This window comes from Mesorhizobium tamadayense, from assembly GCF_003863365.1.
In the GTDB taxonomy this organism is placed as follows: domain Bacteria; phylum Pseudomonadota; class Alphaproteobacteria; order Rhizobiales; family Rhizobiaceae; genus Mesorhizobium; species Mesorhizobium tamadayense.
In genome coordinates, this window is record NZ_RQXT01000027.1 from 1 (window position 1) to 18497 (window position 18497).

At 64.9% G+C, this 18497-nt stretch carries 19 protein-coding genes and 1 pseudogene; 4 read left to right on the plus strand and 16 right to left on the minus strand.

Annotated features, from left to right (window positions below; genetic code table 11):
* Both EH240_RS20725 and EH240_RS20730 read right to left on the minus strand, forming a co-directional pair.
* A partial coding sequence (locus EH240_RS20725; protein ID WP_125002065.1) for a hypothetical protein occupies positions 1 to 465 on the minus strand: 465 nt, incomplete at its 3' end.
* Between the two features lie 75 nt (positions 466 to 540).
* Positions 541 to 1368, minus strand: a complete 828-nt coding sequence (locus EH240_RS20730) for a class I SAM-dependent methyltransferase (protein WP_125002067.1) — start codon at positions 1366 to 1368, stop codon at positions 541 to 543.
* A gap of 83 nt (positions 1369 to 1451) precedes the next feature.
* Between EH240_RS20730 and EH240_RS20735 the strand changes: the two genes are divergently transcribed.
* The gene (locus tag EH240_RS20735; RefSeq protein ID WP_125002069.1) at positions 1452 to 2408 is read left to right on the plus strand and encodes a LysR family transcriptional regulator; all 957 of its coding nucleotides are present in this window, start codon (positions 1452 to 1454) and stop codon (positions 2406 to 2408) included.
* A 35-nt stretch (positions 2409 to 2443) separates the two neighbouring features.
* Here EH240_RS20735 and EH240_RS20740 read toward each other — a convergent pair whose 3' ends face one another.
* The gene (locus tag EH240_RS20740) at positions 2444 to 2782 is read right to left on the minus strand and encodes a hypothetical protein (RefSeq protein ID WP_125002071.1); all 339 of its coding nucleotides are present in this window, start codon (positions 2780 to 2782) and stop codon (positions 2444 to 2446) included.
* Positions 2779 to 3609, minus strand: a complete 831-nt coding sequence (locus tag EH240_RS20745) for a helix-turn-helix transcriptional regulator (protein ID WP_125002073.1) — start codon at positions 3607 to 3609, stop codon at positions 2779 to 2781. Before EH240_RS20745 ends, EH240_RS20740 begins: the two co-directional genes overlap by 4 nt.
* A 96-nt stretch (positions 3610 to 3705) precedes the next feature.
* Here EH240_RS20745 and EH240_RS20750 point away from each other — a divergent pair, with 96 nt between their 5' ends.
* Positions 3706 to 4611, plus strand: a complete 906-nt coding sequence (locus tag EH240_RS20750) for an SDR family oxidoreductase (protein WP_125002075.1) — start codon at positions 3706 to 3708, stop codon at positions 4609 to 4611.
* Positions 4612 to 4835: 224 nt separating this feature from the next.
* Here EH240_RS20750 and EH240_RS20755 read toward each other — a convergent pair whose 3' ends face one another.
* Positions 4836 to 5741, minus strand: a complete 906-nt coding sequence (locus EH240_RS20755; RefSeq protein WP_125002077.1) for a LysR family transcriptional regulator — start codon at positions 5739 to 5741, stop codon at positions 4836 to 4838.
* 113 nt (positions 5742 to 5854) lie between these two features.
* On the opposite strand from EH240_RS20755, the gene EH240_RS20760 reads away from it, so the two are divergent.
* On the plus strand, positions 5855 to 6493 hold the full coding sequence (locus tag EH240_RS20760; protein WP_125002079.1) for a DsbA family protein: 639 nt from the start codon (positions 5855 to 5857) through the stop codon (positions 6491 to 6493).
* 34 nt (positions 6494 to 6527) lie between these two features.
* Complete coding sequence (locus EH240_RS20765) at positions 6528 to 7136, plus strand: NAD(P)-dependent oxidoreductase (protein WP_125002081.1); 609 nt, start codon at positions 6528 to 6530, stop codon at positions 7134 to 7136.
* A gap of 83 nt (positions 7137 to 7219) precedes the next feature.
* Here EH240_RS20765 and EH240_RS20770 read toward each other — a convergent pair whose 3' ends face one another.
* The 11 genes and pseudogenes from EH240_RS20770 to tssH all read right to left on the minus strand — a co-directional run bounded on the left by EH240_RS20770 (position 7220) and on the right by tssH (position 18339).
* Positions 7220 to 7927, minus strand: a complete 708-nt coding sequence (locus tag EH240_RS20770) for a GntR family transcriptional regulator (protein WP_125002083.1) — start codon at positions 7925 to 7927, stop codon at positions 7220 to 7222.
* Positions 7928 to 8040: 113 nt separating this feature from the next.
* Positions 8041 to 8787: an aspartate/glutamate racemase family protein gene (locus EH240_RS20775; protein WP_125002085.1), complete on the minus strand. Its 747-nt coding sequence runs from the start codon at positions 8785 to 8787 to the stop codon at positions 8041 to 8043.
* Positions 8788 to 8794: 7 nt separating this feature from the next.
* A complete protein-coding gene (locus tag EH240_RS20780) occupies positions 8795 to 9517 on the minus strand; it encodes an ABC transporter ATP-binding protein (protein ID WP_125002087.1) in 723 nt (240 codons plus the stop codon).
* Positions 9514 to 10293, minus strand: coding sequence for an ABC transporter ATP-binding protein (locus EH240_RS20785; protein WP_125002089.1), 780 nt, complete (start codon positions 10291 to 10293; stop codon positions 9514 to 9516). The genes EH240_RS20780 and EH240_RS20785 overlap by 4 nt, the downstream gene beginning before the upstream one ends.
* Positions 10294 to 10296: 3 nt before the next feature.
* Complete coding sequence (locus tag EH240_RS20790; RefSeq protein WP_125002091.1) at positions 10297 to 11277, minus strand: branched-chain amino acid ABC transporter permease; 981 nt, start codon at positions 11275 to 11277, stop codon at positions 10297 to 10299.
* A gap of 5 nt (positions 11278 to 11282) precedes the next feature.
* Positions 11283 to 12149: a branched-chain amino acid ABC transporter permease gene (locus EH240_RS20795; RefSeq protein WP_125002093.1), complete on the minus strand. Its 867-nt coding sequence runs from the start codon at positions 12147 to 12149 to the stop codon at positions 11283 to 11285.
* A gap of 80 nt (positions 12150 to 12229) precedes the next feature.
* The gene (locus EH240_RS20800) at positions 12230 to 13432 is read right to left on the minus strand and encodes an ABC transporter substrate-binding protein (RefSeq protein WP_125002095.1); all 1203 of its coding nucleotides are present in this window, start codon (positions 13430 to 13432) and stop codon (positions 12230 to 12232) included.
* A gap of 240 nt (positions 13433 to 13672) precedes the next feature.
* Positions 13673 to 13966, minus strand: a complete 294-nt coding sequence (locus EH240_RS20805; RefSeq protein WP_425374816.1) for a hypothetical protein — start codon at positions 13964 to 13966, stop codon at positions 13673 to 13675.
* A 109-nt stretch (positions 13967 to 14075) separates the two neighbouring features.
* Positions 14076 to 14932: pseudogene (locus EH240_RS20810) on the minus strand (sigma-70 family RNA polymerase sigma factor).
* Positions 14932 to 15417 (minus strand): carboxymuconolactone decarboxylase family protein, encoded by a 486-nt coding sequence (locus EH240_RS20815; RefSeq protein ID WP_125002099.1) that lies wholly within the window; start codon positions 15415 to 15417, stop codon positions 14932 to 14934. The pseudogene EH240_RS20810 and the gene EH240_RS20815 overlap by 1 nt, the downstream one beginning before the upstream one ends.
* A gap of 87 nt (positions 15418 to 15504) precedes the next feature.
* Complete coding sequence (gene tssH / locus EH240_RS20820; RefSeq protein ID WP_125002101.1) at positions 15505 to 18339, minus strand: type VI secretion system ATPase TssH; 2835 nt, start codon at positions 18337 to 18339, stop codon at positions 15505 to 15507.
* Between the last annotated feature and the right edge of the window lie 158 nt (positions 18340 to 18497).

Genomic DNA, 18497 nt, shown 5'->3' on the forward strand with positions numbered 1-18497 from the left:
CAGATAGAGGGCGGTGACATGCGTGATCATCAGCAGAGGCACATAGAGGATCGGGATCGCGTAGGTGGCACCCAACTGTCCTGCCAGTTCGGGAAGATGGAGCACGCTGCCGTGGTAGTAGTCAACGACAAGGTCGGCGATTCCAACAAGGTTGAAGGTGACGACGAGCGGCCAGAAGATCGAAGGCCTCCGCGCGGCAAGCAGCGCCAGCATGGCCAGCAGTCCGGTCGCGAAGTCGCCATAGGCGGCAAAGACCGCGAAGCCTGCGGGCAGGTCCGGACCGACGACGCCCGGAAGCAGGAAGACGAGCCCGAAGAAACGGAAGCTGTGCAGCGTGGCGATGGCGCGATGCGCCTCGACGCGGTCCATGAGCTTGAGCCTTGGCCAGATATAGGCGCCGAAGCAAAGCAGCCACGGCACGTAGCCCAGGACGAGATGGATGTTGAAGATCGTCGCCGGCGACATTGCCGTCTCCTCTATAAATTTTTGTTTTCACGCAATTGCGGACGGAAAACCGCTGCGCACTTTTCCTGGAATTGGTCAGTTGACTGGAACGGCCTCGAACACGGCGCTCAGGACACCCAGCCGGCCTTCCATCAGATTGCGTCCGAGATTGGCGGCAAAATCCGCGAAACCCGGCCCCATGACGACACCGAGGTTCAGCGAAGGCGGCGGTCCGGATGCCCGCAGTGCCGCGAACCAGGTCTTGGCGCCCGCGGTATCGTCCTGCTGGGCAAGCGTGCGGAACCCAGCGGCCTCGACCGCTTCGCAGGTCGCGGCGGCGGAGAGCAGAAAGCTCTCCGCCGAGGTCTTCGCCCACGGAACCGGATAGTGCGGGTCGCCGCCGTTCAGCACGACGTCGAAGGTGGCGAATTTTCCGCCCGGCTTCAGCATTCGCCTGATCTCGCGATAAAGCTGCGGGCGGTCCGCGATGTTCATTGCCACATGCTGCAGCAACACGACGTCGAAACCGCCGTCGTCGAGGGGAAGCGTCAGCGCGCTGCCGACCTTGAACGACACGGTCCCGCTCTGTCCCGTGCGCCCCGTAAGATAGATCGCGGCTTCAACAAATGGTTCGCTGAGATCGATGCCAGTGACGTTGCAGCCATAGGTCGCGGCGAGAAAACGCGCCGGCCCACCCACCCCCGATCCGACGTCGAGGACCGACATGCCGGCCGTGATGCCGGCCAATTTGGCAAGATCGGCGGTCGCGGCGAGACCGCGCGTGTGGAACTGGTCCAGGGTCGCCAGTTGCTCGGGCTTGAGCCGCAGTTCGTCCGGTCCCAATACAGCCAGCGCCGTCTTCAGTCGCTCGGCCAGGCCGGTCGCGCGGTAGTGATCGCGCACGCGATCCAACTCGTCTGTCATTGCCACTTCCCTTAGCTTTCCAATCCACAAGAGGGATACGACCGCTTTGTGCCGGCAACTATCCGCGATAATGTCGATGGGTCATGAAGCAGAACTTCACAGTCCGACACGGCGCGCTCGACGGCGTCGAGGCGTTCCTGAGCGTCGCCCGGCACCGCAATTTCCGCAAGGCGGCCGTCGAGCTCAGCGTGACTCCATCGGCGATCAGCCAGGCAATCCGGACACTGGAGGCGCGCATCGGCGCTGCGCTGTTCATCCGCACGACGCGCAGCGTCGGCCTGACCGAAGCCGGCGAGCGCTTCTTCGCCCGCGCCCGGCCGGCGTTCGAGGAATTGATCGCCGCCAGCGAGATCGCGCGCGGGATGGGACAGCGGCCGGCGGGACTCCTGCGTCTCTCCGTGCCGCCGGCGGTGGTGCCGACCCTGCTGGAGCCGATGATTGCGTCCTTCTGCCAGGCCTATCCCGAGATCGAGTTGGAGATCGTCGCAAGCGGCGAGCTGGTCGACCTCGCGGCCGAAGGGTTCGACGCCGGCATCCGGCTCGGCGATCTCATCGCGGCCGACATGGTCGCGGTTCGACTGACGCCGCCATTCCCAATGGTGGTTGTCGGCAGTCCCGCCTATCTACGCCAGCGATCGGTGCCTGAGCGCATCGAGGATCTGCGCCACCACGCCTGCCTGCGCCTGCGTCGATCGAATGGTTCGGTCGCGCCGTGGCGCTTCACCAAAGGCAACAAGGCGATCGAGGCGATCGTCACCGGACCGCTCATCGCGCACGACTACCCGACGCTTCTTGGGGCTGCGATCCAGGGCGCCGGACTTGCCCAGGTGCCCAGTCCGATCGCCTGCCCGGCAATCGAGGACGGGCGCCTCGAGACGCTCCTGACTGCATTCGCCGCCACATCGCCGGGCGTCTTCCTCTACTACCCGGAAAGGCATCAGGTCCTGCCCAAGCTGCGCGCGTTCATCGATCATATCCGCTCGCAAGGCGGCGCCGATGCTTCCCGAAAACGGTCACGGGCGCGGCAGGCTCACGCCTGACGCATCGAAGCGTCGGACCTCCAGCCGCCGGCGCCCTACTCCCTGGCGTGCCAGGCGAGGAACCTGCGTATCTCCTCCCGCTTGTCTTCCGACAAACCGGAAAGCAGGTTCTCGTCCAGATATCCTTCCCGGACGAGGACGGCAAAGACTATGGTAAGCTGCGAATAGCGATAGTCGAACATCTGGTCGATCTTTCGCCGCTGCTGCCGCAGATAGTCCTCGATCTCCCACATGTCGGCAGGCGTCGTCGCGGCGCCGGCCTTGCCTTTGAGTTCGGCCATCGTCCTGCCGAGCGCTGCCTCCAGCGCCGTATCGAAGGCGCGGCGCGCGACCTTCTTTTCGGATGCTGTCCACCTGATGTCATTGACGTTCACGAATCTCTCCCGATCAGCGATTGGATGCGTTCGACGTCCGAAGCGTTCACGGGATTATAGACGACCATGCCGAGCTCGGGACGGCCGTCGACCGCGAAAACCGAGAACTCCAGCTCGATCAATCCGATTTCGGGGTGCCGGAGACGCTTCACCCCTTCGCCTTGAGCGGCGACGAGGTCGTTGTCCCGCCACAGCGCTTCGAATTCCGGACTGGTCCGTGAAAGTTCCTCGACCAGCTCGGCGATCTCCGCGCCGGCGCCGGCGCGAGCGGCATCGGCCCGGAATGACCCGACCACGAAGCGGGCGACGCTTTGCCAGTCATCCTGCGCGGCGCGCACGCGCGGGTTGCCGAACATCAGGCGCAGAATGTTGCGCTGCTCGCGGGGAAGCTTGGAGTAGTCGGTCAGCAGTGCGGCGGCGGCGCGGTTCCACGCAACGACGTCCCACGTCGCGGTCTTGATGATTGCCGGACTGGTCTCGAGGGCGTCCAGCACACGCTGCAGGCGCGGCGTCACGCTGTCCACGTTTCTGTAGCGGACTTCCGGCGGACGCCCGAGGCCCAGCATGAACAAATGCTCGCGTTCGGGCTCGGTCAGCATCAGGCCGCTCGCGATGCGGTTGAGCACATCCGCGGACGGCGCGCCGCCCCGCCCCTGCTCCAGCCAGGTGTACCATGTCGGGCTGATGTTGGCGCGCTGCGCTACCTCTTCGCGGCGCAGCCCCTGGGTGCGGCGTCGTCCCGTGGTGAAGCCGAAGGCCACCGGAACGAGACGCATGCGGCGATCCCGAAGGAAGTTGCCAAGCTTGTTGGGCGTCTCGACAGGCACTGCGATCCTATTGGCTATTATACCATGATAAGATCACTACTTTAACAGAATGAGCAAGGAAGCGACAAGGGCTCCGAACAACAGAGGAGCCCTCCCATGCGTGTATTCCTTACCGGCGCGACCGGTTTCATCGGTTCCAGGATAGTTCCGGAACTCCTTGCCGCCGGGCATCAGGTGCTCGGCCTGACACGATCCGACGCAGGCGCGCGCGCCCTTGCAGCCGCCGGCGCCGAGGCCCATCGCGGCGACCTGGAAGACCTCGACAGCCTCCGCGACGGCGCGGCGCGCTCGGATGCCGTGGTCCACACCGCCTTCGATCACGATTTTTCGAATTTCGCGGCGAATTGCGAAAAGGACAAGCGCGTGATCGAGGCACTGGGCGGCGCGCTGGCCGGTTCGGATCGGCTGCTGCTCATCACATCCGGAACAGGGATGGGCAGTGCCGAATCTGGGCAGCCGGCGAAGGAGGACGTGTTCAACACGCAACACCCCAATCCGCGCATCCTGTCCGAGCTCGCCGGCACTGCAATGTCGGCGGCGGGCGCAAAAGTATCGGTCGTTCGGCTTCCGCAGGTCCATGACACCGTCAAGCAGGGCCTGATCACGCCGCTGATCGCGCTGACGCGGGCGAAGGGCGTTTCGGCGTATATTGGCGAAGGGCGCAACCGCTGGCCGGCGGCGCATGTGCTCGACGTGGCGCGGCTCTACCGCCTGGCGCTGGAGAAGCAAGAAGCAGGCGTGCGCTACAACGCGGTCGCCGAGGAAGGCATACCGATGCGCGAGATCGCGGAAGTCATCGGCGCCGGCCTGGGGATGCCGACAGTCTCGCTGTCGCCGGATGAGGCCGCCAGTCATTTCGGATGGCTCGCGATGTTTGCCGGCGCCGACATGCTGGCGTGCAGCCAGCGGACGCGCGAGCGGCTCGGCTGGCAGCCGACAGGTCCAGGGCTGATCGCCGACCTGGAGCGGATGGATTATTCGCAGGCGGCAGCTGCAGCCTAGCGGGCGCCGTGCTTCTCGGGGCGGTTCCGCAATCTCGGAAAAACTGAACCGCTTCGAGTTCCGGATATCTGTCCCGGATGAGTTCGCGCGCTTGCTGCTCGGAGGAGTTTATAGCGCGTCGCGTCTAAACGGAATTAGGCGTCTTCGTCTTATGCATGCCGTTGTCCCAAAACCGCCGCGCACTTTGAGGAACATGCATTGGGCAGGCATCAGCCCCGAGTATCTCATCTTCGCGCCCGCCTCCGCTCCGCGGCGACCAAAAGGTCCACAAAGGCGCGCACCTTTGCCGGCCGGTAGCGGGCCGGCGGAAATACGGCATGGATGCCGCCGGTCGGCAAGGTCCAGTCGGCGAAGACTCGCACGAGGCGGCCTCCGGCGATTTCGTCTTCGACGGCGAAGTCAGGAAAGATGCCGAGCCCGATGCCGGCGAGCACACAGGCTTGCACGGCCGGCGTCTTGTCGCAGACAACGATTGGATTGAGTTCGGTCAGCACCGTCTCGCCGTCCTTCGAAAACAGCCACTGGCCGACGCCGCGCAGTTGCGCATTGCCGACCCATGGCAAGGATTTTGCAAGCCTGGGGCTCACATTCGGCGGGAGGCTGGCTGCAAGCCCGGGTGTCGCGACGACGACCTGCTGCAGGGTTCCGAGGCGCCGTGCCTGATTGCTGGAATCGGCGAGCCAGCCGATGCGGATGCCGAGGTCGATCTGCTCGTCGACAAGATTGCTGATGGCGTCGTCGAAGATCGCCTCGACCTTCATCTTCGGATATTTCCTGAGATACTCGGCAATGGTCGGAGCGACCACTTTCGCGCCGTAATCGAGCGACGCGGTGAGGCGCAGCGTACCCGCCGGCTTCGTCGCGCTATGCGAGATATCGCCATAGGCCGCCTCGGCCTCGCGCAGGATGATGGCCGCGCGGTCGTAGAACAGGCGCCCCTCCTCCGTCGCGGTGACGCGCCGCGTCGTTCGCCGCAACAAGCTCGCGCCCAGTTCCTCTTCCAGCCTGCCCACCTGATGGCTGACCACGGCCTTGGCGACGTCGAGGCGGTCGGCGGCGGCGGTGAACGACCCGGTCTCCACCACCGTGGTGAAGTAGACCAGCCTGTTGAGATTGAGAAGGTCGGCCATCGGCACGCTGATTGTCTGATTTGATCAGACAGTTCGTATGATTGATCGCGGTTTTTCGCAACCGGACGAGCTGCCATTTAGCCTCTCGACGACGCTATCTGGACGAGACGGCCATGATCAACACCACCGTGACCTATCTTTTCGATCCGCTTTGCGGCTGGTGCTACGGCGCCACGCCGATGTTGGACAGGCTTGTGGCGAGCGGTGTCGCACCTACCCTGCTGCCGACCGGCCTTTTCTCCGGCGCTGGCGCCCGGCCGCTGGATGTAGGCTTCGCCGCCCATGCCTGGGCCAATGATCAGCGCATCGAACGGCTGAGCGGGCAGCCTTTCAGTCAGGCCTATCTGGACAATGTGTTGAACGTGCGCGGCACGTTGCTCGATTCCAGCGCGGCAACGCTCGGCATCAGCGCAGCCGGTCTCGAGGATCCCCAGCGGCGGCTGCCGGCGCTGAGGGCGATCCAGCATGCCCGCTATGTCGATGGCCGCGACATCGTCACGGCAAGCGGCGTGGCCGCGGTGCTGGCCGACGCCGGCATGGCGGACGCGGCAAGGCTCGTTGCGACGCCGACCGATGACCTGCTCGCTGCGCACCTCGACCTTGTCGGCCGCGGGCGCGCGCTGTTCCAGAGGCTCAATGCCGATGGCGTTCCGTCGCTTGCCGTCATCCGCAACGGTGCGCCGCGGCTCATCGGGTCCAACGCGCTCTTCGGCAGCTACGACAATCTCGTCGCCCATCTCCAGGCGGCCTGATCCCGATCTCTTCCCCAAGCAGAAAGGAACTTCCATGAAAATTGCCCTCATCGGCGCGTCCGGCCAAGTCGGCTCGCGCCTTCTCAAGGAACTCTCCGATCGCGGCCACGCCATCACCGCGATCGCCCGCACGCCCGAGAAGATCGCGGTGCTGCCGGGCGTCACCGCGGTGAAAGGCGACGCCTTCGACAAGGACGGCCTCGCCGCGCTGGTCAAGGGCCATGACGCCGTGATCAGCGCGGTGCATTTCACCGCCAGCGATCCCGACACGCTGATCGCTGCGGTGCGGGCTTCGGGGGTGAAGCGCTACCTCGTGGTCGGCGGCGCCGGCAGCCTCGAGGTTGCGCCCGGCAAGCGTCTGGTCGACACGCCGGAATTCCCGGCGGCCTACAAGGCCGAGGCGCTCAAGGGCGCCGATTTCCTGGGCAAGCTGAAATCGGTCAGCGATCTCGACTGGACCTTCCTATCGCCATCGGCCCTGTTTGTCGCGGGAGAGCGCACCGGAAAGTTCCGGCTGGGCAAGGATGCGCTTCTGGCCACCGAGGAGGGCAGCAGCATCTCCTTCGAGGATTACGCCATAGCGATGGCCAATGAGATCGAGAAGCCCGAGCACATCAGGCAGCGCTTCACGGTCGGCTACTGACTGCCGGACGAGAAGCCGGTCAGACTATTCGCCGCGGTCCGCCTGTCGGGCCGCGGCCGCGTCGAAAGCCGGCACTTCCGTCGTTATGCCCGCAGCAGATGCGTCAGGCTGTCCGACTTTTCCACCTTGTCGGTGAGATCCAGCCCCGAAAGCAGATCGACCAGATGGCTGTTCATCAGCGCTGCGGCATCGGCGCTGTCGCCGGCTTCGATCGCGTCGACCAGCGCATGGTGCGCATGCTTCTCGCAGGTCGCGTCGCGGCGCTTCCAGTAGAGCGCGATGATCAGCGAGGAATGCGAGACGAGGTCGCGCACGAAGTTGGTGAACACCGAATGCGCGGCGATCTCGGCGATGCCGACATGGAAGCGCGCCGACAGCATGATGGCGTCGCTGTCGCGGCCGTCATGCAGCGCCTCGTGCTCCTTCTCGAGGTGCGCCCGCAATTGCGCGATGTCGGACGGCACCGCCGCCTTGGCGGCAAGCGCTGCCACCTTGGGCTCGATCAAGGCTCGGGCCTCGAACACTTCGCGCGCTTCGATCTTCGACGGCTGGGCGACGAAGGCGCCGCGATTGGGCTCCAGCCGCGCCAGCCGGTCATGCGCAAGGGCCTGCAGGGCGGCGCGGACGACGGTGCGGCTCACCGAATAGATCGAGGCCAGCTCGTCTTCCGGCAGCTTGGTGCCCGGAGCGAGACGGTGGCTGACGATGGCGTCCCTGAGCCCATAGTAGATCGGCGACCAGCGCGCTGCCGGCTTGTCGTCGCGATCTTCTTCCTTGAGTACCGTCAACATGCTTTCAAATGCGCAGGCCCGACGCGGCCCGTCCTGCCCCCAAATCGGCCAATTCAATCTAATGTCGCTCGCGCCCCGGTCAATCCCGAGGGATCCGATCTCCCAGGGCCGCGCTAGCTTGGCGAGCCGGCGCCTACCGGCGACGCCGAAGCAAAGATGCCGGCGAAGCGCTTGCCGCGCGGCGCGGCATAGCCGCCGACCTTCGATGTCTTCAGACCAACTTTGAACAGGCTCTCGGCCAGGGTGACCGCACAGACGACGCCGTCGAGCACCGGAACGCCGTGCTCCTGCGAAAGATTATGCGCGAGGTCGGCCATGCCGGCGCAGCCAAGCACGATCGCCTCGGCGTGATCCTCGCGGATGGCGCGCGTGATCTCGTCCGAGATCTTGTGCCTGGCGTTCGAGCCAGGCTGCTCGAGATCGAGCACGGCGACTTCCGACGAGCGCACTTTGGCGCAGCGCGAGGCGAGGCCGTATTTCGCCAAATTGTGTTCGATGGCGGGAACCGAGCGGGCAAGCGTGGTGACGACGCTGAACCTGCCGGCGACGAGGCTGGCGAGATGGAAGGCCGCCTCGCCGATGCCGATGACGGGGGCTTCGGTCGCGCAGCGCGCAGCATCGAGCCCGGTGTCGTCGAAGCAGGCGATCACGTAGGCGTCCGCCGCCGGCGCCTTGCTCATCTCGGCGATGATGCCCGGCACGGCGAAGACCTCGTCGAAATAGCCCTCGATGCTCGGTGGACCGTCGGCCGGATTGACGGCCGTGATTTCGGTTCCCATGGACGCGACGCTCGCCGCCGCTTTGCCGATCTTGTCGGTCATCGACGCGGTCGTGTTGGGATTGATGACGAGTATGCGCATGCGAACCTCAGATCTCGCCGCCGAGATAAAGACGCTTGACCCGGTCGTCGGTCAGCAGTTCGGCGGAGTAGCCGCTCAGCGCGACGCTGCCGGTGGTCAGCGCATAGGCGCGCTGCGAGATGCGCAGCGCCATGCGCGAGTTCTGCTCGACCAGGAGAACGCTGACCTTCTCGTCGCGGTTGATGGCGACGATCGAGCGGGCGATGTCCTGGACGAGCTTGGGGGCGACGCCGAGCGACGGCTCGTCGAGCAGCAAGAGCTTCGGCTTCGCCATGAGCGCGCGGCCGATGACCAGCATCTGCTGCTCGCCGCCGCTCATCGTGCCGGCGGCCTGCGAGAAGCGCTCCTTGAGCCGCGGAAAGCGTCCCAGCACCATCTCCATCGAGGCCGCTATCTCGGCCTTGCTTGAGCGCGTGAAGGCGCCCATCAGCAGGTTGTCCCTGACCGTCATAAAGGGGAAGACGCGCCTGCCCTCCGGCACCATGGCGATGCCCATCTTGACGATCTCGTCGGGGGCGGCGCCGTCGATGCGCTTGCCGTTGTAACGGATCTCGCCGGACCTGATCTTGCGCAGGCCGGTGATGGCGCGAAGGATCGATGACTTGCCGGCGCCGTTGGCGCCGATCAGCGCCACCGTCTCGCCCTCATTGACCTCGAGCGAGACGCCTTTCAGCGCGTAGACGTGATCGTAGTAGAGCTCGACGCCGGCGAATTTCAGGATCTGGTTCATAGGCCGATCGCCTCGTCTTCGCTGCCGAGATAGGCTTCGATCACCTTGTCGTTGGCCTGGATGTCAGACGGCGTTCCCTCGGCGATCTTCTGCCCGAAATTGAGGACGACGATGCGGTCCGAGATCTTCATCACGGCCGGCATGTCGTGCTCGACGAGCAGGATGGTGAGGCCGAGATCGCGCAGGCGCCGCACCAACGCCACCATGCGCATCGTCTCTTCGTGGTTCATGCCGGCAAAGGGCTCGTCGAGCAGCAGGATCGAGGGATTGGTGGCAAGGCCGACGGCGATGCCCAGCGCCCGCAAATGGCCGTGCGGCAGGTTGCGGGCGGTCTCGTTGGCAAGCGAAGCCAGGCCGAGCAGTGCCAGGATCTCGTCGGCCGAAGCGCCGAAAGCCGCTTCGTCGGCCCTCGCGGTGCCGGTGCCCAGGAAGAAGCCGAACAGGTTCGCCTTCGAGCGCAGGTGGTGCGCGATGATGACGTTGTCGCGCACGCTCATGTTCTTGAAGATCGTCGTCTCCTGGAAGGTGCGGACGACGCCCCTGCGGGCGGCGATATGCGGCGCGAGGCCGGAGATGCGCTCGCCCTTCAGACGCACCTCGCCCGATGTCGGCCGCAGGAACGACGAGATCAGCTTGAACAGCGTCGACTTGCCGGCGCCGTTCGGACCGATCACCGACAGGATCTCCTTCTCGCGCACCGAGAAGGAGACGTTGTTGACCGCAACCAGACCGCCGAAGCGTTTGCTAAGACCGGAGACTTCGAGCATTTCGGCCATGGCTCAAGCCTTCTTCCGGGTCGTTTCGGCGAGGCTGAGCAGGCCGTTGGGCAGGACCAGCATCAACACGATCATCAGGCCGGAATAGATCAGGAGCTGGAGCCGGCCGGTCTGGAACAAGAGGTCCCAGCCGAAATAGAGCACTAGCGTGCCGAGCATCGGCCCGAACACATAGCCTAGACCGCCAAGGAAGCAGTTCAGCATGAAGTTGACGGAATCGGTGACCGTGAAGCTCGACGGATAGATCGACTGCGAGATGGCCGCGAAAATCGCGCCCGCGACACCGCCGAAGAAGGACGAGACGGCGTAGGCGATGACGCGCAGATAGGCGATGTTGACGCCGATCGAGGAGGCGAGTTCCTCATTCTGCTGCAGCGACTGGCAAAGCTTGCCGATGCGCGACTGAACCAGCCGATACATCACTGCGAAGCAGACCACCATCAGCGTGACCGCCAGCAGGTAGAAGGCGAGTCGCGAATTCTGCAGCGTGGCGAAATCCGGAATGATGGTCAGACCGAAGACGGACAGCGCGCCGGGCAGCGGGATGCTGACGATGCCCTTGGCGCCGTTGGTGATCGGCAGCGCCAGCGCAAGCAGGCGTGCCACCTCGGTCAGCGTCAGCGTCACCATGGCGAAGTAGACGCCGCGCAGGCGCAGGATCGGCAGGCCGATAAGCACGCTTGCCGCGGCGCAGAGCAGGCCGGCGACGGGGATCGTCGGCCAGAACGACCAGCCATGGTTCATCACCAGGATGGCCGAGACATAGCCGCCCATCAGCGCGTAGGCGCCCTGGCCGATGTTGATGCGGCCGATGTAGAAGGTGAGCCAGACGCCGGCGCTGGCGATGCTGAGCAGCGCCACCGAGGTCAGCGTGTAATAGAGGTCGATGCGGCCGCTCAACGAGATCGCGGCCGGCACGGCGATGAAGACGATCGCGAGGAAAGCGGCGACCGAGGCGATTTTCATGCTGCGATTGCGGGTCATGGCGATCAACCCCACGGCTTGCCCATCAACCCGTTGGGGCGGATCGACAGGAACACCATCAGGGCGGCGAAGATGGCGAGGTAGGTGACGTCGCCATATTCGCGCAGCACCGTGAGCCCGACCGACTCCATCATGCCGAGGATGAAGCCGCCGGCGATCGCGCCGCCGACGACGCCGGCGCCGCCGATCATCACCATCAGAAAGGCCTTGATCGAGATCGGGCCGCCGATGCCGGAGTTGACGCCGGTGATGGTGACCAGCAGGCCGCCGACAACGCCGGCGAGCATCGCCCCCATGGCGAAGCCGATCATCGAATAGCGGTCGACCCTGACACCCATCAACTGGGCCGCGACGCGGTCCTGGGCGAGCGCCCGCATGGCGCGGCCGACCCGGCTGTACTGCATGTAGAGGACGAAAGCGGCGATGAAGACGATGGCCAGGGCGCCGACGACCAAGCGGTCGTAAGGGATGATGATGCCGGCCTCGTTGAAGACGCCCTTGACGATCTTGGGGACGCCGCGCTGCTTTTCGCCGAAGAGCAGTAGGATGACGGCATCGAAGAAGAATGCCGTCGCGGCGGCGAGCAGCATCGTGCTCTCCTCGCGGTGGCTGCGCCGGATGACGGTTCGAAAGAGGAACTTCTCCATCAGCGCGCCGATGACAGCGAGTGTGGCGCCGGACGCCAGCAGCGCCACCACGAAAGGCAGGCCGAGCTGGCCATAGACGGTGTAGCTGATGAACCCGCCCAGCACATACATCTGCCCGTGGGCGAAATTGAGCACGTTCATAAGGGCGAAGATCAGGGTGAGCCCCAGCGCGATCAGCGCATACTGGGCACCGAGATACAATCCGTTGGCGATGACCTGTTCCATGGATACCTTCGATCTGCCGCGGGGCCCGGAAACTGCCCGGACCCCCGGCATGCGGGAGGAAGCAATCTAGGAACCGAACGCTAGTCGACGGTGCCGACAAACAGGGTCTGGAAAGCGCCGTCCTTATATTCGTTGACCACCATCGGCACGGCGAGTTGGCGCTTCTGGCCGAAGGAGGTCGTGCCGACATAAGTCAGCTTGGCGTCGCCCTTAAGATACGGGTTGGGCGCCGAGAAGCTGTCCATGGTCTTCTTGAATTCCGCGACATCGTTGATGGCCGCAGGATTGGCCTTCAGCGTTTCGAGGATGTATTCTAGCGCGTAGACCTTGGTGTTGGATTCGTCGTTATACTCGCCGAACATCTTGGTGTAGCGGGCAACGAACTCCTTCATCGCGTCCGAAGCAATCTCCGGCGTCGATGCGCCGCCGACGGAGATGAAGCCGTTGGCGTATTCGCCGGCGCCCTCCTCCAGCACCTTGGCGTCCTGCGCGGTCTCGGTCGAGATCAGGCCTTCATATCCGAGCTCGCGGGCGGCGCGGATGAGCAGCGGCGCGTTGGCCGGCGCCACGCCGGACAGCACCAGCAGATCAGGCTTCAACGCGACGATCGGGGTCAGCACCGGCGTGAAGTCGCGGGTGTCGTTCTGATAGGTGTCGTTCTGCGCGACGACCTGCAGCCCAAGCGCCTTGGCCGCCTCGACGCCGCTGTCACGTTGGCTGAGCGGATCGGATTCGTTCGCGGCGACAAAGGCGATCGTCTTCACACCCTTGTTTTCCTTGAGATATTTGTAGATCGCCGGACCCGACTGATAGTTGGCGATCATGCCGAGAACGGCGTTCGAGGCGGGCTTCTGGTAGAGCGCCTTCGGGAAGGCGTAGGGGAAATAGATGATGCCGTTGGCCTCGGCGACGGGACGCACCGCGGCGGCGCCGTCATCGACGTTCGGCCCGACCACATAGTGGATGCCTTCCTGCGCCATCTTCTCCATGCCGGCGATGGCGCGCTTGGGATCCTTCTGGTCGTCGAAGGTGACGATTTTGATGTTGTAGGTGTCGTTGCCGATCTTGACGCCGCCGGTCTCGTTGAGCCAGGCGGCGCGCGTCTGCATCGAGCGCACGTTGGACGTGCCCCAGGCGGCGGCGGGGCCGCTGGTGACGCCGACGAAGCCGATTTTCAGTTCCTTGTTTTCAGCCTGCGCGGACGGGATGCCAACGGCGGCAATCGCCAGGGTCGAGACGGCGCCAAGCACCATAGATTTCAGAGTCGAGCGTCGATTGATCATTTCAGTTCCCTTCTGGTTATCGCGCTTTTGTTTTTTTGCTCATTGGCTGCGCGGATAGCTTAAGGGAAACCGGCGCCGTCAGATTGTCAACATCTTTCTTCAGCATTGTATACAATATCTGAGCCGACTGTGTGCGATGGCTCCAGCCACGTCGAGGGCGGCATCAAGAGAGGCTGGCCATCTCAACAGCGGCTTGTCGGCGGCTGGCGGTGCGGAACGAAGGATCGCCGCGAACGGCAGCTATTTTCCGCAGTGATGATCGTTGATCTTGTTCAACGCGTTCGCGTCCGGCCCAGTCCGATGGTAGGAGCAGGCGCCGGCCGCAGTGGTGACCAGCATGGCGTCATAGTAGCGCGGACCGCCGAACAGGATGTCGATGAGGTCGCCTTCGGCCGGAACGTAGCGTTCGGGCTCGATCAGGCGCTCGTGGTGCCGGTCGCCGGCGATTGCCGAGGCGGACATGGCAACGGCCGTGCCCAGGACGAGAGCTGAGATCGCAAGGTATTTCGTCATCGGCGGCACCCTTCTGGCCATGGGAATCACCAGCATATCCAAAAGCGTCAAAGGAACAAAAGTTCCCTCGCTCGGGGCGCATCTGCAATGACAAGGCGGCCCGCCTCGGCGCAACGATGAGGCACCTTCGCTAGTGCAGATGCCTCAGCTTGTCGGGATTGCGCACCACATAGATCGCGGTGATCTTGCCGTTCTCGATGTCCAGCGCCGTCGTCTGGAGCTCGCCATCTGCCTCAAGCGTGACGAAGCCGGGCAATCCGTTGATGAAGCCAAAGCGGACAAGCTGCGAGCGATTGTCCTGAAGCCAGGCGACGACGGTCGCGTACTGTTTCATCACGGCATCGAAGCCGAAGACCGGCGCGATGGCCGCAGGACGCTTGCCGCCGCCATCGGCGTGAGCGCTGACATCGGCGCTGAGCATCGCACCCAGCGCCTTCATGTCGCCGCCGCGCGAGGCGTTGAAGAAGGCTTCGGCAAGCTCCAGGCCGCGCTCCTTCTCGACCTTGAAGCGGGGCCGCGCCTCGCGGACATGGCTGCGCGCGCGGGCGGCGAGTTGACGGCAGGCGGCGGGGTCGCGCTCAATCTCCGCCGCGACCTCCTCGAATTGCAATCCGAAGACGTCGTGCAGCAGGAAGGCCGCCCGCTCGAGCGGTGACAGGCGCTCCAGCGCCAGCATCAGCGGCAAGGTGACATCATCCAGTTCATCGTCTTCGACGACCGGATCGGGCAGCCAGGCGCCGACATAGGTCTCGCGCTGGTGGCGCGCGGATTTGAGCAGTCGAGGCAGAGGCGCGTGACCGTGCGGCGCAGGAACGCCTCGGGCTCGCGCACCTCGGCGCGGTCGGCCTTCACCCAGCGGATGAAGGCCTCCTGCACCATATCCTCTGCATCGGCGACGGAACCCAGCATGCGGTAGGCGACCCGCATGAGCTTCGGGCGCAGCGGTTCGAACACCGCCGCCGCCCCCTCGGATGCGGGCTCCGCCATCAAGCGGCGGCCGCCTTGTTGGCGGCCTTGGCGTTGGCGGCCTTCACGGCCGCCGGGTCGACAAAGCCGCCGAAGCCGACCGCGATGCGGTTCCAGCCGTTGATGATGTTGACCATCAGGGTGAGCTTCACCCGTTCCTCCTCGGTGAAGTGGGCCTCCAGCGCCTCATACGCGGCTTCGTGCGTATGGCCTTCGCTGATCCGGGTCAGCGCCTCGGTCCAGCCGAGCGCGGCGCGTTCGCGGTCGGTGTAGCACGGCGCCTCGCGCCATGCCGACAACAGATAGATGCGCTGCTCGGTCTCTCCGCGTTCGCGGGCATAGGTGGTGTGCATGTTGATGCAGTTGGCGCAGCCGTTGATCTGGGAGGCACGGATCTCGATGAGCTCGGCGAGAGCCGGATCGAGGCTGGATGCGATGGCGAGCGAGGCACGGTGCCACTCCTTCATCAGCGAAGGGGCGGCAAGGGGGTCAAGTCTGGCAGTCATGGTCGGTTCCTTTCGTTGGTTCCGACCTCAAGACGAGTGAGGCATCCGCCAATGTGACATGGCGCCGATTTTTTGTCCTAAACCCAGCTATTCGAAAGAATATGTGAAGCCTTCCTTGGACGCGCCGACGGTGACCTTCGTCATCTTCTCGCCGTCCAGCGAGCGGTTGAGCACGCCGCGGCTGAGCTCCGGCAGCAGCGTGTTGGTGAGGATGGCATCGATCATGCGCCCGCCGGATTCGATCTCGGTGCAGCGCGCCTTGACCAGGTCCATGACGCCGTCGCCGATGACCAGCTCGGCATCGTTGGTTGCCTTGAGCCGCCGCGCGATCTTGGCGAACTGATGGCTGGCGATCGCCTCGATCATCGAATCCGACAGCGGATAGTAGGGTATGGTGACGACACGGCCGAGGAAGGCGGCGGGGAACACTTTCAGCAGCGGAGCGCGCAAGGCCGTATCGAGATCGTCGATGCCGGTCCGCACAGTGCCGTTCTTCGTGCGGGCCATGATGACGTCGGAGCCGACATTCGAAGTGAGCAGGATCAGCGTGTTCTTGAAGTCGATGCGCCGGCCCTCACTGTCGTCCATCATGCCCTTGTCGAAGACCTGGAAGAAGATCTCATGCACGTCGGGATGCGCCTTCTCGACCTCGTCGAGCAGGATCACCGAATAGGGTTTGCGGCGCACCGCCTCGGTCAGGATGCCGCCCTTGCCATAGCCGACATAGCCGGGCGGCGCGCCCTTCAGCGTCGACACGGTATGCGCTTCCTGGAACTCGGACATGTTGATCGAGATCAGGTTCTGCTCGCCGCCATAGAGCGTCTCGGCGAGCGCCAGCGCGGTCTCGGTCTTGCCGACGCCGGATGGGCCGCAGAGCAGGAACACGCCCACCGGCTTTTCCGGAGCGCCAAGGCCGGCGCGGCTGGTCTGCACACGCTTCGCGATCATCTCCATCGCATGATCCTGACCGACCACGCGTTCGGACAGGGTCGCGGCGAGCCTGAGCGCCTTTTCGGTCTGGCTGGACAGCATCCGTCCGGTCGGGATGCCGGTCCAATCCTGCACCACGGCGGCAACCGCGTTGCGGTCGACCGAAGGCAGGATCAGCGGCGTCTCGCCCTGCGCCGCGGCAAGTTCCGCCATCAATTCGCGCAGCCGCGCGAGATCGGCGTCCGAATCCGGCGGCGACGCGACGGCCACGGCAACAGGGGCCTCCGCCTTGGCCGCCTTTGCTTTCGCGGCCTTGGTCTTCGAGGCTTTGGTTTCCCCCGCCTTTGCCTCAGGCGCCTTGGCTTCGGCCCCCTTCTTGTCGGGCGCCTGCGCCCCTGTCGCGGCCGCCGCTTCGCCGACGGCGGCTTCCTCGCCCTCCGCCGCATCGAGCGGCACGCCTTCGCCGCGCAATCTGGCGCGCAGGTCGAGGATCTCGCTCACCAGCGCCTTTTCGCGATCCCAGCGCGCCTGGGCGGCGGCCAAAGTGGTCTCGGTTTCCGCCAGCCCGGCTTCGACTCTCGCCTGCCGGTCGGCGACGTCGATGCCGATCGCCGCTTCGCGGCCAATGATGCCGCGCTCGACCTCCAGCGCCTGGCGGCGGCGCAGAATGTCCTCGACCTCGGCCGGCGTCGCATGCTGCGAGATCGCGACGCGAGCGCAAGCCGTGTCGAGCAGGCTGACCGCCTTGTCCGGCAGTTGCCGCGCCGGAATGTAGCGGTGCGAGAGGGCGACGGCCGCCTCGATAGCTTCGTCCAGTATCTGCACCTTGTGGTGCTGCTCCAGAACGCCGGCGACGCCGCGCAGCATCAGCACGGCCACGGCTTCCGACGGCTCCTCGATCTTGACCACCTGGAAGCGGCGGGTCAGCGCCGGGTCCTTCTCGATGTGCTGCTTGTATTCGGCCCAGGTCGTGGCGGCGATGGTGCGAAGTTCGCCGCGCGCCAGCGCCGGCTTCAAGAGATTGGCGGCATCGCCGGTTCCGGCCGCGCCGCCGGCGCCGATCAGCGTATGGGCCTCGTCGATGAACAGGATGATCGGCGTCTCGGAGGCCTGCACCTCGTCGATGACGGCCTTCAGCCGCTTCTCGAACTCGCCCTTGACGCTGGCGCCCGCCTGCATCAGCCCGACATCGAGCATGCGCACGCTGACGTTCTCAAGCGTCGGCGGCACGTCGCCCTGGGCAATGCGGAGCGCAAAGCCCTCGACCACCGCCGTCTTGCCGACACCCGCCTCGCCGGTCAGGATCGGATTGTTTTGCCGGCGTCGCATCAGGATATCGACGATCTGCCGGATCTCCGGATCGCGGCCGACCACCGGATCGATCTTGCCGTCGAGGGCGCGCTGGGTGAGGTCGGTGGCGTATTTCGCCAGCGCCGAATCCCCGCCCGGACCGCGCTTCATCGGCGTCTCGGCGGGAGCGGCAGGAGGTGAGCCGGCTTCGAGCGAGCCTTCGGTGACGTCGGCGAAGCGGGAAATGACACCGTCCGCATCGATCTTGTCGAACTCGGCGCTGATCTTCGACACCAGGCCTTCCAGCACCGGCGTCTTCAGGCAGGCAAGCAGGACATGAGCGCTGCGCACCTCCTCCACGCCGAACTCCAGCGTCGCCAGGTTCCAGCCTTCCTGGATGGCGTGGAAGATGTGGTCGGAGAATTCCTCGACCGAGGTGGCGCCATAGGGCAGCTTGTCGATGGCGCGGGTCATGTCCGCCGACAACCGGCTTGCATCCACTCCGGCGTCTGCAAGGATCATCTGCACGTCCGAGCGCTCGGACAGCACCAACTGCTGAATGAAATGGACGAGCTCGACATAGGGATTGCCGCGCAGCTTGGCCGTGTCGGCCGCGGCCTTGAAGGCGCGCACCCCCGTGGCATTGAGCTTGGCGACCAGTTCCTTGCGCTTGAAACCCTGCGATGCCCGGCGCTGTTCCATTGAACCTGCTCCCCGCAATCTGCCGACCGTACCCTGCCATATAAGCGGCTCCTTGACAAAGCCGTGTGACGGATAAGGCGTTTGGATCGATCCGGGCGGCACCGCCCGGTTACATAAGCCTTGCAAACTCGCGGCAACAAACACCCGATTACCGCCCG